General features: G+C 69.0%; 10 protein-coding genes, 1 tRNA gene and 1 pseudogene. 6 read left to right on the top strand and 6 right to left on the bottom strand.

Annotated features, from left to right (window positions below):
• Window positions 1-102 precede the first annotated feature (102 nt).
• From pepN to ACFYW7_RS05190, 3 genes are all read left to right on the top strand, one after another.
• Window positions 103-2,595, top strand: coding sequence for an aminopeptidase N (pepN, locus tag ACFYW7_RS05180; protein ID WP_389497967.1), 2,493 nt, complete (start codon window positions 103-105; stop codon window positions 2,593-2,595).
• 414 nt (window positions 2,596-3,009) lie between these two features.
• Window positions 3,010-4,371 carry a pyridoxal phosphate-dependent decarboxylase family protein gene (locus ACFYW7_RS05185; protein WP_389497969.1) on the top strand — a complete coding sequence of 454 codons (1,362 nt, stop codon included), beginning with the start codon at window positions 3,010-3,012 and terminating at the stop codon, window positions 4,369-4,371.
• Entirely contained in the window at window positions 4,368-5,816 is a 1,449-nt protein-coding gene (locus ACFYW7_RS05190) for a lysine N(6)-hydroxylase/L-ornithine N(5)-oxygenase family protein (RefSeq protein WP_389497971.1), read from the top strand. The genes ACFYW7_RS05185 and ACFYW7_RS05190 overlap by 4 nt, the downstream gene beginning before the upstream one ends.
• A 137-nt stretch (window positions 5,817-5,953) precedes the next feature.
• Here ACFYW7_RS05190 and ACFYW7_RS05195 read toward each other — a convergent pair whose 3' ends face one another.
• Window positions 5,954-7,759 (bottom strand): bifunctional metallophosphatase/5'-nucleotidase, encoded by a 1,806-nt coding sequence (locus ACFYW7_RS05195; protein ID WP_389497973.1) that lies wholly within the window; start codon window positions 7,757-7,759, stop codon window positions 5,954-5,956.
• Between the two features lie 137 nt (window positions 7,760-7,896).
• Between ACFYW7_RS05195 and ACFYW7_RS05200 the strand changes: the two genes are divergently transcribed.
• Both ACFYW7_RS05200 and pyk read left to right on the top strand, forming a co-directional pair.
• The gene (locus ACFYW7_RS05200) at window positions 7,897-8,625 is read left to right on the top strand and encodes an SIMPL domain-containing protein (RefSeq protein ID WP_389497974.1); all 729 of its coding nucleotides are present in this window, start codon (window positions 7,897-7,899) and stop codon (window positions 8,623-8,625) included.
• A gap of 253 nt (window positions 8,626-8,878) precedes the next feature.
• Entirely contained in the window at window positions 8,879-10,315 is a 1,437-nt protein-coding gene (gene pyk, locus ACFYW7_RS05205) for a pyruvate kinase (protein ID WP_389497976.1), read from the top strand.
• Window positions 10,316-10,374: 59 nt separating this feature from the next.
• Here pyk and ACFYW7_RS05210 read toward each other — a convergent pair.
• Window positions 10,375-10,737: pseudogene (locus tag ACFYW7_RS05210) on the bottom strand (hypothetical protein); the annotation flags it as partial.
• 128 nt (window positions 10,738-10,865) lie between these two features.
• Window positions 10,866-10,938, bottom strand: a tRNA-Leu gene (locus ACFYW7_RS05215).
• Between the two features lie 100 nt (window positions 10,939-11,038).
• Here ACFYW7_RS05215 and ACFYW7_RS05220 point away from each other — a divergent pair.
• Complete coding sequence (locus tag ACFYW7_RS05220) at window positions 11,039-11,695, top strand: ANTAR domain-containing response regulator (RefSeq protein WP_389497978.1); 657 nt, start codon at window positions 11,039-11,041, stop codon at window positions 11,693-11,695.
• A gap of 117 nt (window positions 11,696-11,812) precedes the next feature.
• Here ACFYW7_RS05220 and ACFYW7_RS05225 read toward each other — a convergent pair whose 3' ends face one another.
• From ACFYW7_RS05225 to ACFYW7_RS05235, 3 genes are read right to left on the bottom strand one after another with little or no spacing between them, the layout of a single operon-like run.
• Entirely contained in the window at window positions 11,813-12,529 is a 717-nt protein-coding gene (locus ACFYW7_RS05225) for an ABC transporter ATP-binding protein (RefSeq protein ID WP_389497980.1), read from the bottom strand.
• A complete protein-coding gene (locus tag ACFYW7_RS05230) occupies window positions 12,526-13,629 on the bottom strand; it encodes an ABC transporter ATP-binding protein (protein WP_389497982.1) in 1,104 nt (367 codons plus the stop codon). Before ACFYW7_RS05230 ends, ACFYW7_RS05225 begins: the two co-directional genes overlap by 4 nt.
• Before the next feature lie 5 nt (window positions 13,630-13,634).
• Window positions 13,635-15,416 (bottom strand): branched-chain amino acid ABC transporter permease, encoded by a 1,782-nt coding sequence (locus tag ACFYW7_RS05235; protein WP_389497984.1) that lies wholly within the window; start codon window positions 15,414-15,416, stop codon window positions 13,635-13,637.

Genomic DNA, 15,416 nt, shown 5'->3' on the forward strand with positions numbered 1-15,416 from the left:
GCGGCCCCGGTGCCGTAACCCCAGTTCGTGAGCGCGTGGCGACAAAGCGCGCATAGCGGACCACCTCTGTGTCCTGTCAGCCTCATCGGGCAGCATGTCCCCATGTCCGTACTGACGCGCGACGAAGCGCAGACCCGTGCCAAGCTCCTCGACGTCCACCACTACGGGATCGAACTCGACGTGACAGGAGGGGACGAGACCTTCGGCTCCCTCACCGTCATCCGGTTCACCGCCCGTACCGACGCGGACACCTTCGTGGAGCTGAAGCCCGCCGAACTGCGCTCCGTCACCCTCGACGGCCGGCCCCTCGACCCCGAGACCCTGGACGAGAACCGGCTGCCCCTCAAGGGCCTCACCGCCGGCGAGCACGAACTGCGCGTCGACGCCGCCATGCGCTACTCCCGCACCGGGGAGGGCATGCACCGCTTCACCGACCCCACCGACGGCGAGACCTACCTCTACACCCAGCTCTTCATGGACGACGTCCAGCGCGTCTTCGCGGCCTTCGACCAGCCCGACCTGAAGTCCGTGTTCGACGTGTCGGTCACCGCGCCCGACGGCTGGACCGTCCTCGCCAACGGCGTCACCGAACACCTCGGACAAGGCCACTGGAAAGCAGCGCCCACCCCGCTGATCTCCACCTACCTCGTCGCCGTCGCCGCCGGCCCCTGGCACTCCGTGCGCACCGAACACCGCGGCCTGCCCTTCGGCCTCCACTGCCGCCGCTCCCTCGCCCCCCACCTCGACGCGGACGCCGACGAGATCCTCGACATCACCCGCGCCTGCTACGACCGGTACCACGAGAAGTTCGACGAGCCCTACCCCTTCGACTCCTACGACCAGGCGTTCGTCCCCGAATTCAACGCCGGCGCCATGGAGAACCCCGGACTCGTCACCTTCCGCGACGAGTTCATCTACCGCTCCGCCGTCACCGACACCGAGCGCCAGACCCGCGCCATGGTCATCGCCCACGAGATGGCCCACATGTGGTTCGGCGACCTCGTCACCCTCCGCTGGTGGGACGACATCTGGCTCAACGAGTCCTTCGCCGAGTACATGGGCTACCAGACCCTCACCGAAGCCACCCGCTTCACCGACACCTGGGTCGACTTCGGCGTCGCCCGCAAGCCCTGGGGCTACGACGCCGACCAGCGCCCCTCCACCCACCCCGTCGCCCCCGACCCCGACGCGGTCCCCGACACCGCGTCCGCCATGCTCAACTTCGACGGCATCTCCTACGCCAAGGGCGCCTCCGCCCTGCGCCAACTCGTCGCCTGGCTCGGCGAGAAGGACTTCCTCGCCGGCATCAACACCCACTTCGCCCGCCACAGGTTCGGCAACGCCACCCTCGCCGACTTCATCGACAACCTCGCCTCCGCCACCGAACGCGACGTCCACGCCTGGGCCGACGCCTGGCTGCGCACCACCGGCGTCGACACCCTGCGGCCCACGATCACCGAAGCCGCCGGCCAATGGCACCTCACCGTCGACCACGAGGGCAGCCGCCCCCACCGCGTCGCCGTCGGTGCCTACGACGTCGTCCCCGGCGAGAGCGACCGGCTGGTCCTGCGCGACCGCTTCGAACTCGACGTCCCCCAGAGCGAACCCGCGAAGCCCCGCCCCGGCCGCCGCCCCGACCTGCTCCTCCTCAACGACGCCGACCTCACCTACGCCAAGGTCCGCTTCGACCCCAAGTCCTCCCGGACCGTACGAGCCGCCCTCTCCGGCCTTCCCGACCCGCTCACCCGAGCCGTCGTCTGGAACGCCCTGCGCGACGCCGTACGCGACGGCGAACTGCCCGCCACGGACTACATCGAGGCCGCCCGCACCCACCTGCCGCACGAGAGCGACCTCGCCCTCGTCCAAGGCGTCCTGTCCTTCGCGACCCTCCACGTCGCCGACCGGTACCTGCGCCCCGAGGAACGCCCCGCCGCCCTCGCCGGCCTCACCGCCCTGTGCCGCGACCTCATCCGCCGCACCGAGGACGGCTCCCACCCGGGCCTGCGCCTGATCGCCGTGCGCCACCTCATCGACGTCGCCGCCCACCCCGACACCATCAGCGCCTGGTTCTCCGAAGGCACCGTCCCCGGCGGACCCGAACTCGACCCCGAACTGCGCTGGCGCATCCTCGGCCGGCTCTCCGTCCTCGGCGCCGTCGACGACGCCGTGATCGACACCGAACTCGTCCAGGACCCCAGCGCCACCGGTCAGGAGGGCGCCGCCCGTTGCCGCGCCGCACTGCCCGACCCGGGGGCCAAGCGCGCCGCCTGGGACGCGATGTTCGCCACCGACGAACTCTCCAACTACCTGTTCACCGCCACCGCCCAGGGCTTCTGGCAACCCGAACAGAGCGACCTCGTCCGCGAGTACGTCGAACGCTACTGGCCCGACGCCGTGGCCGTCGCGGCGCGACGCGGACCCGCCATGGCCGAAGCCGCCGGCCGCTGGGCCTTCCCCGCCTACGCCGTCACCCCCGGCACCCTCGCCCTCGGCGAGACCTGCCTCCGCGACGCCGACCCCATCCCGGCCCTGCGCCGCAAACTCACCGACCAACTCGACGACCTCGCACGGGCCTTGCGGGTGAGGGAAGGCTAGACAGGCCCCAGGGACACTCGTCCCGGCCACCCGGCCACCCGGCCACCCGGCCACCCGGCCACCCGGCCACCCGGCCACCCGGCCGACACAGGTCCGCCCCCGGGCCCCGCTCCGCGAGCGGGGCCCGGGGAGAGAACGTCCCGAACACCGCTCCGTCATACGCCGGAGAGGCCGCACACCGGCCTCTCCGGCGTTTCCCGTACACGGCCCTTCACGCCGGAACACCGGGCACAGCCCCACCACGACAGCCCGCGGCACCCTCCGACCCCGCCCGGCGGCACCCTCCCGGTCCCCACAATTTCCCCGCACGGCAGTACCCCCGCCGGGGCCGAATCGTTGTCCTTGGCGGGCGCACCTGCCCAAAACGCGTTCACACCGGGACGTACCCCGCCGCGCGTCCACCGGAGGTCACCCATGAGCACGCCGCCCCTCGCCTCAGGCCCCCAAGGCCCCCACGCACTGCGGCCGTTGCTCGACACCGTCCTGGACGCACTCGCCGAAGGCACCACCGCACGCGGCGGCCCCCTCCCCGCCGGAGGACCCGAACAGATCGCCCAGCGACTGCGCGACACCGTCGGCGACCTCCTCCCCCCACACGGCAGCGACACCGCCCTGCACACCCTCGTCCGCGCCCTCACCGAAGGCGCCGCCGACCCCGCCGACCCCCTGTGCGCCGCCCACCTGCACTGCCCACCCCTCGCCGTCGCCACCGCCGCCGACCTCGCCGCCTCCGTCCTCAACCCATCGCTCGACTCCTGGGACCAGGCCCCCGCCGCCTCCGAACTCGAAGCACTCCTCACCCACACCCTGGCCCACGAGGTCTACGACACCGACGCCGACGCCCTCGTCACCACCGGCGGCACCGAATCCAACCAACTCGCCCTCCTCCTCGCCCGCGAGAAACACGGAACCGTCCAACTCGTCCACGGAGCCAACGCCCACCACTCCCTGAACCGCGCCGCCTGGCTCCTCGGCCTCCCCGAACCCGTCGTCGTCCCCGCCCCCGCCGGCACCCTCGACCCGGCGGCCCTCGACAACGCCCTCACCGCGCTCCACGGCCCCCTCCTCGTCGCCGCCACCGCCGGCACCACCGACGCCGGACTCATCGACCCCCTGCCCGAGATCGCCGACCTCTGCGCCACCCACGGCGCCCGCCTCCACATCGACGCCGCCTACGGCGGAGGCCTCCTCCTCAGCGACCGGCACCGCACCGCCCTCGACGGAATCGCCCGCGCCGACACCGTCACCCTCGACCTGCACAAACTCGGCTGGCAACCCGTCGCCGCCGGACTCCTCGCCGTACGCGACCCCACCGACCTCACCCCCCTCGGACACCGCGCCGACTACCTCAACGCCGACGACGACACCGAAGCAGGCATCCCCGACCTCCTCGGCCGCTCCCTGCGCACCACCCGGCGCCCCGACATCCTCAAGATCGCCGTCACCCTCAAAACACTCGGCCGCCACGGCATCGGCCACCTCGTCGACCAGGTCTGCGCCCACGCGAACGAACTCGCCGACCTCATCACCGCCCACCCCGGCCTGGAGCTCTACGACCGGCCGGTCATCAGCACCGTCCTGTTCCGGCCCACCCACGCCACCGACGACACCGTCGCCGCCGTGCGCCGCACCCTCCTCAACGAAGGCCGCGCCGTCCTCGGCCGCGCCACCCTCGACGGCCGCCGCTGGCTCAAAGCCACCCTCCTCAACCCCCACACCCGGCCCGGCGACCTGGCCACCCTCCTGAAACTGGTGGAAGGACACACACCCCGATGATCCCGACGCCCCACCCCCAGCGCCCCACCGCCGAAACCCCCCGCGACCTCGTCGGCATCGGCATCGGCCCCTTCAACCTCTCCCTCGCCGCCCTCGCCCACCCCCTCACCCAACTCGACACCGTCTTCTACGAACAACGCCCCGGCTTCGACTGGCACCCCGGCCTCCTCATCGACGGCGCCACCCTCCAAGTCCCCTTCCTCGCCGACCTCGTGACCCTCGCCGACCCCACCAGCCCCTGGACCTTCCTCAACCACCTCAAAGAACGCGAACGCCTCTTCCCCTTCTACTTCGCCGAGCGCTTCCACATCCAGCGCGCCGAATACGACGCCTACTGCCGCTGGGTGGCCGACAACCTCCCCGGTCTCCACTTCGGGCACCAGGTCGACGCCGTCCGCTGGAACCCCGAACACCAGCTCTTCGAGGTCGACTTCACCCAACTCGCCGCCGACGGAGAAGCCCCGACCCCCGGCCGCACCCACACCCGCAACATCGTCCTCGGCGTCGGCACCGCCCCCCACATCCCCGAAGCCCTCAAACCCCTTGTCGAAGCCCCCGGCGCACCCGTCATCCACGCCGCCGACTACCTCAAACACCGCGACCGGTTCCTCACCGCCGAACACATCACCGTCATCGGCGCGGGCCAGTCCGGTGCCGAAGTCTTCCTCGACCTCCTCCGCAACCGGCCCACCGGACACGAGAAGATCCACTGGCTCGCCCGCACCGAAGCGTTCGCACCCATGGAGTACTCCAAACTCGGCCTCGAACACTTCACCCCCGACTACACCCGCTACTTCCACGCCCTCACCGAACCCGTCCGCGACCGGCTCGTCGCCGCCCAATGGCAACTCCACAAAGGCATCGACGCCGACACCATCGCCGCCATCCACGACGAGCTCTACCGCCGCACCCTGAACGGCGCCTGGCCCGACGCCGTCCTCACCCCCGCCGTCACCGTCCGCACCGCCGGACGCGTCGCCACCACCAAGATCGAACTCCACCTCGAACACGTCCAACAAGGCACCCGCACCCGCCTCACCACCGACGCCGTCGTCCTCGCCACCGGCTACCGCGAACGCCCCATCACCCCCCTCCTCACCGGACTCGAACCCCACCTGCGCCGCGACAACGCCGGACGCCCCGCCATCGACGACCAGTTCCGCCTCGACCTCGACCCCTCCGTCTCCGGCCGCGTCTACGTCCAGAACGCCGAACTCCACACCCACGGCGTCGGCACCCCCGACCTCGGCCTCGCCGCCTGGCGCAGCGCCACCATCCTCAACTCCCTCACCGGCAAGGACCCCTACCCCCTCCCCGGCCGAACCGCCTTCACCACCTTCGGCCTCGAAGCAACCCCCCGCATCCCGGCAGCCCGCCAGGAAACCCGCACCATCACCCCCCTCGTCCCCCTCGTCCCCCTCATCCCTCTGGTCGACGGCCGATGACCACACCCCCACATCCCCTCATCGGACGAGCCCCACCGATCGGTTCACGCGGAGGCCGGGACTCCCCGATCGCCCACGACAAACGGCGCCGACGCGAGAAAACCGCGCCGACGCCGCCGACCTGAACCATGAACGCCCTAGAACACGGGCACACCATCACGCGTCAGCTTCCAGTCCACCGACGCGAACTCCTTCGGATCCAGCGACCCCTTCGCCGTCACCCACTCCGCGATCCGCGTCCGGATCTCCGTCGACTCCGACCACACCTCGGTCGCCGAAGCCACATGCGGGAACGCGCCGCCGCCGTTCGCCCGGTAGTTGTTCACCGCGAACACGAACTGCTGCGCGTCGTCCAACGCCACCCCGCCGAACGTCAGGTTCTTGATCCGCGAACCCTCCGCCTGCGCGATGTCGATGTCGTACCCGAGACCCGACACATAGTCGTAGTTGTAGTCCGGACGATTGTTCGCGTTCGTCAGCTTCTCCGTGTCGACCACCGCACCCGAAGCCGTCTGCACGAAATAGTTCGCCGAATACTCCAGGTACGCCCGCACCTGGGCGCCCGTCAACATCTTCGCCACCAGCGTGTTGTCATACACGTACAGACTCGACAGATCCCGGATCGTCACATCCCCCGCCGGAATCTCCGACGTCCGCGAGAACGGCGACGCCTGAGCGATCACCGGCAACGACGCGTACTGCGTCCCCACCAGCGCCGCCTTCACCACGTCCTCCTGCACCTTGGTGATCAGGTCGATGATCGGAGCGTCCTTGTACCGCGCCTCGACCGTCGTCAACGTCTCCGTCGCCGAACCGACCACCTGGTTGACGTACGCCACGACCACGTCGTGCTCGTCCTTCAACAGCCGCGTGATCTTCGGATCGTCCGCCACCGAGTTCGTGTTACGGACCGACGCCGCCACCGACTCGACATGCCAGCGGCCCTTCTCGAACGCCAGCTGGAAGTCGAACACCGACAACCGCTCCGCATAAGCCAACGGCTCCGACAGCACGACCGTCTTCCCCGTCGCCGTGTTCGTCACCTTCAACTCCGGGATCTCCAGATGCGCGTGACCCACCAGGATCGCGTCGATCCCCGGCACCTGCTGAGCCACCAACGCCGCCGAGTTCTCCACGTACGGCAACTGGTCACCGTACGAAGACGTCCCCGACGACCCCGAATGCGCCGACACCACCACCACGTCCGCACCCATCGAACGCAGCTTCGGCACCCACTTCGCCGCCTGCTCCTCAAGCCCCGGGAACGTCAACTTCCCCTGCACATAAGCCTTGTCCCAGATCGCGATACCGGGATTCGTCAGCCCCAGCACCGCCACCTTCACCGGCGGCGCACCATGGACGTGGAACTCCTTCATGAAATACGGAGGGAACGCCGGCTTCAACGTCTTCGCGTCCAGCGCGTTCGCACCCAGCAACGGGAAACGACACTGCGACTCGAACTTCCGCAGCGTCTCGATGCCGTAGTTGAACTCATGGTTCCCGAGCGCCACCGCGTCATAGCCGATCGCGTTCATCGCCTGCGCCATCGGATGCACCGGACCACCCTTGGCGGTGATCGGATCCACCTTCGCGTAGTAGTACGTCAACGGGGTGCCCTGGATCGTGTCACCCGCGTCGAGCAGCAGCGTGTTGCAACGCCCCTTCTCCTCACGGATCTCACCCACCAGCGTCGAGATCCGCGCCAGCCCCTGCGCGTTCCCCGCCTTGTCCGAGTACTCCGCGTCCTTGAAGTAGTCCCAGTTGAACACGTGACCGTGCAGGTCGGTCGTGCCCATGACCGTCAGCGCGTACCGCTTCACCGGCTTGGAACCCTTCTTCGACTCCGCGGCCTGCGCCACCGGAGCCGCGGCCGCACCCGCGAGCGCCACCCCCGCACCCGTCACAGCGGACCTCTTCAGGAACTTCCGGCGATTCAACGGCATGTCACGAACTCCTCGGGAAAGGTCAACAACGCGCGTAGATTCTCACCCAACACCCGCCACGGCAACAGCCCCAGAAGGTTTCCATCTGATGACCCGAGGGCATCGCGCACACCCCACCCAGTGACAGAGTGGGACGTATGGCACCCAACCCGCCCCCCGCCTCACCGCACAACCAACCCGCCGCCCCCTACGGCACCCCCGACACCCCCCACATCACCGTCCGCGGCCGAGCCCACCTCGAAGTCGACCCCGAACTCGCCCGCATCCACATCACCGTCAACGCCCGCGGCGCAGACCGCCGCGACACTCTCACCGACCTCACCCGCCGCAACACCCTCGCCCTCGACCTCCTCAAAACCCACGGCGACGCCGTCGAGCACCTCGCGACCAGCGCCCTCACCATCACCCCCGAACTCGGCCGGCACGGCCGCGGAGAACGCGTCCGCGCCTACCACGGACACGTCCACATCACCGCCGAACTCACCGACTTCACCGCACTCGGCGAACTCACCACCGCCCTCGCCGACCTCGAACTCACCCGCGTCGACGGCCCCTGGTGGACCCTGCGCCCCGACTCACCCGCTCACCGGACCGCACGCCGACAAGCCGTCCACGAAGCCGTCCAGCGCGCCCGCGAATACGCCGAAGCCCTCGACACCGCCCTCGCCGCCCTCCTCGAACTCGCCGACACCGACGACGAGGACACCCACCCCCACACCCTCACCGCCCAGACCACCCGCTCCCCGCGCCGCACCCGCGGCGCCGGCCCCGACGACGAACCCGCCCCCCTCGACCTCGAACCCCAACGCCAACACATCCACGCCCAGGTCACCGCCCGCTTCACCATGGCCCCACCCCAGCTCTAGGCCAGGATGAAAGCATCACGGAAAGTCACCACGCGGACCCGTCCCGCACCCACCTCGCGACCGCGCGAACACCGGGCCGCCACCGGGTGGACACTGGACGGAACAACGCACCAGGACAAGCCGGGAGCCGCCCCCGCTCATCGGAGCACCCCCGCGCCCAATTCAACAGATGTCAATAACCCTTCACTCAAAGGTTGTTGAGTAGCCATGTGCGACGAATTCTCTACCGACCGGTAAGGCCTAGGCTCGAATCATGCGCCGAGCAAAAATTGTCTGCACCCTGGGCCCCGCCACCGACTCGTACGACCAGATCAAAGCCCTGGTCGAAGCCGGAATGGACGTAGCCCGCTTCAACCTCAGCCACGGCACCCACGCCGAACACGAGGAGCGCTACCGCCACGTGCGAAAGGCCTCCGACGAAACCGGCCGCAGCGTCGGAATCCTCGCCGACCTTCAAGGCCCGAAGATCCGACTCGGCCATTTCACCGAAGGCCCCGTACTCCTTGAACGCGGCGACCCCTTCACCATCACCGTCGAAGAAGGCGCCGAAGGCGACCGCCTCACCTGCGGAACCACCTACGGCGGACTCGCCACCGACGTCACACCCGGTGAACACATCCTCGTCGACGACGGCAAAGTCTGCCTCCAGGTCACCACCGTCGACGGCCCCCGCGTCCACACCACCGTCGTCGAAGGCGGCATGGTCTCCGACCACAAGGGCCTCAACCTCCCCGGCGTCGCCGTATCCGTCCCCGCCCTCTCCAAGAAGGACGAGGACGACCTCCGCTGGGCCCTGCGCACCGGCTTCGACGTCGTCGCCCTCTCCTTCGTGCGCAGCGGAAAAGACATCCGCGACGTCCACCGCATCATGGACGAAGAAGGCCGCCGCCTCCCCGTCATCGCCAAAGTCGAAAAACCCCAGGCCGTCGACAACATCGACGACATCGTCGCCGCCTTCGACGGCATCATGGTCGCCCGCGGCGACCTCGGCGTCGAAATGCCCCTCGAACAAGTTCCGATCGTCCAGAAGCGCGCCGTCAAACTCGCCAAACGCAACGCCAAACCCGTCATCGTCGCCACCCAGATGCTCGACTCGATGATCGACAACTCCCGCCCCACCCGCGCCGAAGCCTCCGACGTCGCCAACGCCGTCATCGACGGCACCGACGCCGTCATGCTCTCCGGCGAGACCAGCGTCGGCAAATACCCCGTCGAAACCGTCAAGACCATGGCCCGCATCATCGAAGCCGCCGAAGAGGACATCCTCGCCAAGGGCCTCCCACCCCTCACCGACCGCAACAAACCCCGCACCCAGGGCGGCGCCGTCGCCCGCGCCGCAGCCGAGATGGGCGACTTCCTCGGCGCCAAGTTCCTCGTCGCCTTCACCCAGTCCGGCGACACCGTCCGCCGCCTCTCCCGCTACCGCTCCCCGATCCCCCTCCTCGCCTTCACCCCCACCCCCGCCACCCGCTCCCAGCTCAACCTCACCTGGGGCGTCGAAACCTTCCTCGGCCCCCACGTCGACTCCACCGACGCCATGGTCGACCAGGTCGACGAACTCCTCCTCAAGTACGGCCGCTGCGCCAAGGGCGACATCGTCGTGATCACGGCCGGCTCCCCGCCCGGAGTCTCCGGCTCGACGAACCTGGTCCGCGTCCACCACGTCGGCGAGGACGACAGCCCCAAGTAGCCGCAACACGTCCGACGGGCCCCTGCGGGCCGACGGAGGGTCCGTCCCGCCGCCGGTCGGTACTTGGGGCCCACCTGGGCGTCCATGAGAGCCACGGAAGCTCTCCTGGCGACCGAGCTGTTGCGGGAGTCCGGTTGCTTCCAGTCGACGCCGACCGAGTCGAGGGTGTCGGTGAAAAGGCGCATGATGTCTGACGGCTTGTTGGTGAAGAAGTACCGGGGATACTCACAGCGCTCGGGCTCACCGCCCACGACGCGTGTCGTCCAGTTGGTGATGCGACAGCCGTCGGAGTGGATGAGCCCTCGGACGAACTCCCATGGGTGGACGTCGACGATCTCCTGCTGCCAGGGTTCGAGGGCGATCCTGCGGTCGTGTTTCTTGCCGGGGCCGTGCTGGGGGAACAGGCAGGGCCAGCGCTCGCTTGCGTGTGCCCATGTCGCACATGTGGCCGCTTTGTGGACAGCGGAGGCGCGACACGCAGTAAAAAGCGGATGTTCACCAGAACGGGAACATCCGCTTTCATCTAGCAACCTTGACATCCAAGGAAAAGTGCCCCGAGTCGGATTCGAACCGACGCTGTATGGGTTTTGAATCCATGGCCTCTACCGCTGGGCTACCGGGGCTTCCTCTGAAACAGAGGGTAGCGATCACCCGCCGTGCCCTCACCTTACCGCAGCTAGGTAGGCTCTTGTCAGCAGTCCCCGCCCTGAACGAGGAGCCCCCGTGACCGCCCCCGAGTCGCCCCAGCCCGTAGACGCGCCCGACGACGACAAGTCGCACGTGCCTCCGCTGACGACCCGTGTCGTCATCGCCGAGGACGAGGCGTTGATCCGTCTCGACCTCAAAGAGATGCTCGAGGAAGAGGGCTACACCGTCGTCGGTGAGGCGGGGGACGGCGAGCAGGCCATCGAGCTGGCCCGTGAGCACAAGCCCGACCTCGTGATCCTCGACGTGAAGATGCCGAAGCTCGACGGCATTTCGGCGGCCGAGAAGATCGCCGAGGAGTCCATCGCGCCGGTCCTGATGCTCACCGCGTTCTCGCAGCGGGACCTGGTCGAGCGGGCGCGGGACGCGGGTGCGATGGCGTACCTGGTGAAGCCGTTCAGCAAGAGCGACGTGGTGCCGGCGATCGAGATGGCCGTGTCCCGGTTCGCGGAGCTGAAGGCGCTGGAGGGTGAGATCGCTGATCTCACGCAGCGTCTGGAGACGCGGAAGCTGGTGGACCGCGCGAAGTCGGTTCTGCAGACGGAGTACGGCCTGACGGAGCCGGCGGCGTTCCGGTGGATCCAGAAGACGTCGATGGACCGTCGTATGTCGATGCAGCAGGTCGCCGAGGCGGTCATCGAGGACGCCGAGGAGAAGAAGGCGTCGAAGGGTTAGTCCCTGGCCCTCGGATCCGCCGACCCCTGATCCGTCGGTCCGATCCGTCCGAGCGTGCGAAGAGGCCCGCGCCCCCCGAGGGCGCGGGCCTCTTTCGCGTGCCGGGTGTCGCCGGGGTCAGTCCTCGCCGAGGTAGGCCTTGCGGACGGACTCGTCGTGGAGCAGGTCCTGGCCGGTGCCGGAGAGGACGATGCTGCCGACCTCCATGACGTGGGCCTGGTCGGCGAGGGAGAGCGCCGCCTGGGCGTTCTGCTCGACGAGCAGGATGGTCGTGCCGGAGGCCTTGAGCTCGGCGATGGTGGCGAGGATCTTCTGCATCATGATCGGCGAGAGGCCCATGGAGGGTTCGTCGAGCATGAGCAGCTTGGGCTGGGACATGAGGGCGCGTCCCATGGCGAGCATCTGCTGTTCGCCGCCCGAGAGGGTGCCCGCGGCCTGCTTACGGCGTTCTCCCAGGATGGGGAAGAGGTCGTAGGCGCGCTGGATGTCCTTCTCGATGCCCGCCTTGTCGGTGCGGAGGAACGCTCCGAGCTGGAGGTTCTCCGTGATGGTGAGGCGGGGGAAGATGTGGCGTCCCTCGGGGGAGTGCGCGAGTCCGAGGGAGACGATCTTGTGGGCGGGGACGTTGGCGAGGGGCTGGCCGTCGAAGAGGATGCGGCCTCCGCTGGGCTTGAGGAGCCCGGAGAGGGTGCGCAGGGTCGTCGTCTTGCCGGCGCCGTTGGTGCCGATGAGGGTGACGATCTGGCCGGCTTCGACGGTGAAGGAGATGCCCTTGACGGCTTCGATCTTGCCGTAGGCGACCTTGAGGTCTTCGACCTCGAGCAGTGCGGTCACTGGGCGCTTCCTTCCTTGCTGGTGCTGCCCTGTGCGTCGGTGTCGTCGGACGCGGTGGGCGCCTCGGAGGCTTCGGGGGCCTCGGTGGCTTCCTCGGTCTGCTCGGTCTCCGAGGCGGGCTCGGTCTCCGGGGTTTCCGTGGTGTCTTCGGCTGTCCCGGACACGGTGTCCTCGACCGTGTCCTCGGCGGCGGTGGCTTCGGGGGCCGCGGTGGCCTCGTCGGCCGTCGCGGTCTCCTCGGTGCTCGCCGTGTCCTCGGTCGCCGCGGTGGCGGCCTCGGCGGCTTCGACCTCGGCGAGTTCCTCCTCGCCGGGGGCGCCCTCGAAGGGGGTGCCGAGGTAGGCGGCGATGACGCGCTCGTCGCCCTGGACGACGTCGGACGTTCCCTCGACGAGCTTCTCGCCCTGGACGAGGCAGGCCACGCGGTCGGACAGGTTGAAGATGAAGCGCATGTCGTGCTCGATGACGAGGACGGCGATGCCGCGGTCGCGGATGGCGAAGACGAGTTCTTCGGTCGCGCGGGTTTCCTGGGGGTTCATGCCTGCGGTGGGCTCGTCCAGGAGGAGGAGGCCGGGCTCGCTGGCCATGGCGCGGGCGATCTCGAGCTTGCGCTGTTCGCCGTAGGGGAGGTTGCGGGAGAGGTGGTCGGCCTTGTGGGCGAGGCCGATGAACTCCAGCAGTTCCATGGCGCGTTCGCGGGAGGTCGCTTCGGCCTTGCGGAAGCCGGGGCCGCGCAGGAGGGCCGACCAGAGGCCTTCCTTGGTGCGGGTGTGGCGTCCGACGAGCACGTTCTCCAGGACGGTCATGTTGGCGAAGAGCCGGATGTTCTGGAAGGTGCGGGCGATGCCGGCGCTGGTGACCAGATGCGGCTTCGGGGGCAGGACCGTGCCCTTGTAGGCGACTTTGCCCTCGGTGGGGACGTAGAGGCCGGTGAGGCAGTTGAAGAAGGTGGTCTTGCCCGCGCCGTTGGGGCCGATGAGGCCGACGATCTCTCCGGCGTTGACGGTGAGGTCGACGTTGCGGACGGCGGTGAGGCCGCCGAAGCGCATGGTGACGCCGGTGGCTTCGAGGACGGGGCTGGGGGCTGTGGTGGTGGTCATGTTGGTTACGCCCCTGCCTTGGTGACGCCGACGGTGGAGTCGGGCAGGCCTTGTTCGGGGATGTGGACGGTTTCGTCGACAGCGTCGCTCTCGTGGAACTCGAGCTGGTTGCGACGGTTGGCGATGATGCCTTCGGGGCGGAAGCGCATGAGGATGACGAGCGCGACGCCGAAGGCGAGGAGCTGGTACTCCTTGAGGAACTGGAGCTTCTCAGGGAGGAGGTAGAGCAGGGTGGCGCCGAGGATGGGGCCGCTGACGGTGCCCATGCCGCCGAGGACGACGGCGGCGAGCAGGAACGCGGAGTTCGGGGGCACGGAGCCGGCGAACTGGTACGGGGCCGGGTTGACGCTGTAGCCGACGTGGGCGCTGACCGTGCCGGCGAGGCCGGCGAGGGAGGCGCCGAGGGCGAAGGCGATGAGCTTGACGCGGAAGCCGTTGATGCCCATGGCCGTGGCGGCGGTCTCGTCCTCGCGGATGGCGATCCAGGAGCGGCCGATCCGGGAGTCGGCGGCGCGGCTGAAGACCACGACGACGAGTCCGGTGATGAGCAGCATCAGCAGGAAGTAGTTCGCGAAGCGGCCGAGGACGGCGATGCCGAGGTCGTGGGTGGCACCGAAGTCGAACCCGAAGATGTTGAGGTCCGGAATCATGGAGATGCCGTTGGGGCCGTTGGTGATGTTGGGTCCGGAGGCGCCGTCGAGGTTGTTGACGGCGATGCGGAAGATCTCTCCGAAGCCCAGGGTCACGATGGCGAGGTAGTCGCCGCGCAGTCGCAGGGTGGGGGCGCCGATGAGGACGCCGAAGACGAGCGACGCGGCCATGCCGGTGAGCATGGCGGCCCAGAAGGGGAACTGGACGCCGGCGAAGCGGGAGAACTCGGAGCCGGAGACGAGGGCGGCGGCGTAGGCGCCGACGCCGAGGAAGGCGACGTATCCGAGGTCGAGGAGTCCGGTGAGGCCGACGACGATGTTGAGGCCGAGGGCGACGGTTCCGACGATGAGGATGTTCACGCCGAGGTTGGCGTTGTGCTCGTTGCTCTCGACGATGGGGAAGATCGCCGCGGCGAGGAACGCCAGGGTGGTGGCGAATCCCTTGTTGCGGGCGTTGAGCTGGGCGAAGCGGTCGAAGAGTCCGGCGGCGATCAGGGACCAGGTGCCGAAGATGACGAGGAGCAGGTAGCCCAGGAACGTTTCGCTCGCGTCGGGGTCGACGCCGATGCCGTAGGTGAAGGCGATGAGCGCTACGACGGTGGCGCCGGTGATGATGAGGCGCTCGGCCCAGCCGGCGAGCTTGCCCATCGGCGGGATGAGGCCAGGCTTGGTGACGTAGTCCTTGAAGGTGTCACCGGGCTTGGGGAGGGCCAGGGTGCCGAGGAGGGCGATCAGGGAGCCGACGGCGGCGACGTAGGCGCCGGGTTCGAGGGCGACGAGGCCCTTGAGGTCGACGGCGATGGCGATGGCCGTGAACCAGCTGACGGCGAACGCGGAGGCGGCGGCGAGGACGACGGGCTGGGTGGCGCCCGCCGGGTTGAGCCAGCCGAGGCCGCGGACGTTCCACAGGGTGAGCGCGAACAGCAGGGTGAGGACGCCGGCGACGAGCGCGAGGACCTGGAGTCCGGCCGGGGAGCCGTAGTAGGTGAGGTCCCCGGGGAATTCGGACGTGTAGGTCCAGGACATGAACGTGCTGGCGACGGTGGCGACGGCGCCGAAGGCGATGAGCGGGCGGGCGGCGCTCTCGGGGAGGGCGATCAGGCCGCGCTCGGCGGTGGTGGTCTCGGTGGTTGCCAT

Origin of the sequence: Streptomyces sp. NPDC002580, assembly GCF_042889485.1 — a bacterium.
Classification (GTDB): Bacteria; Actinomycetota; Actinomycetes; order Streptomycetales; family Streptomycetaceae; genus Streptomyces.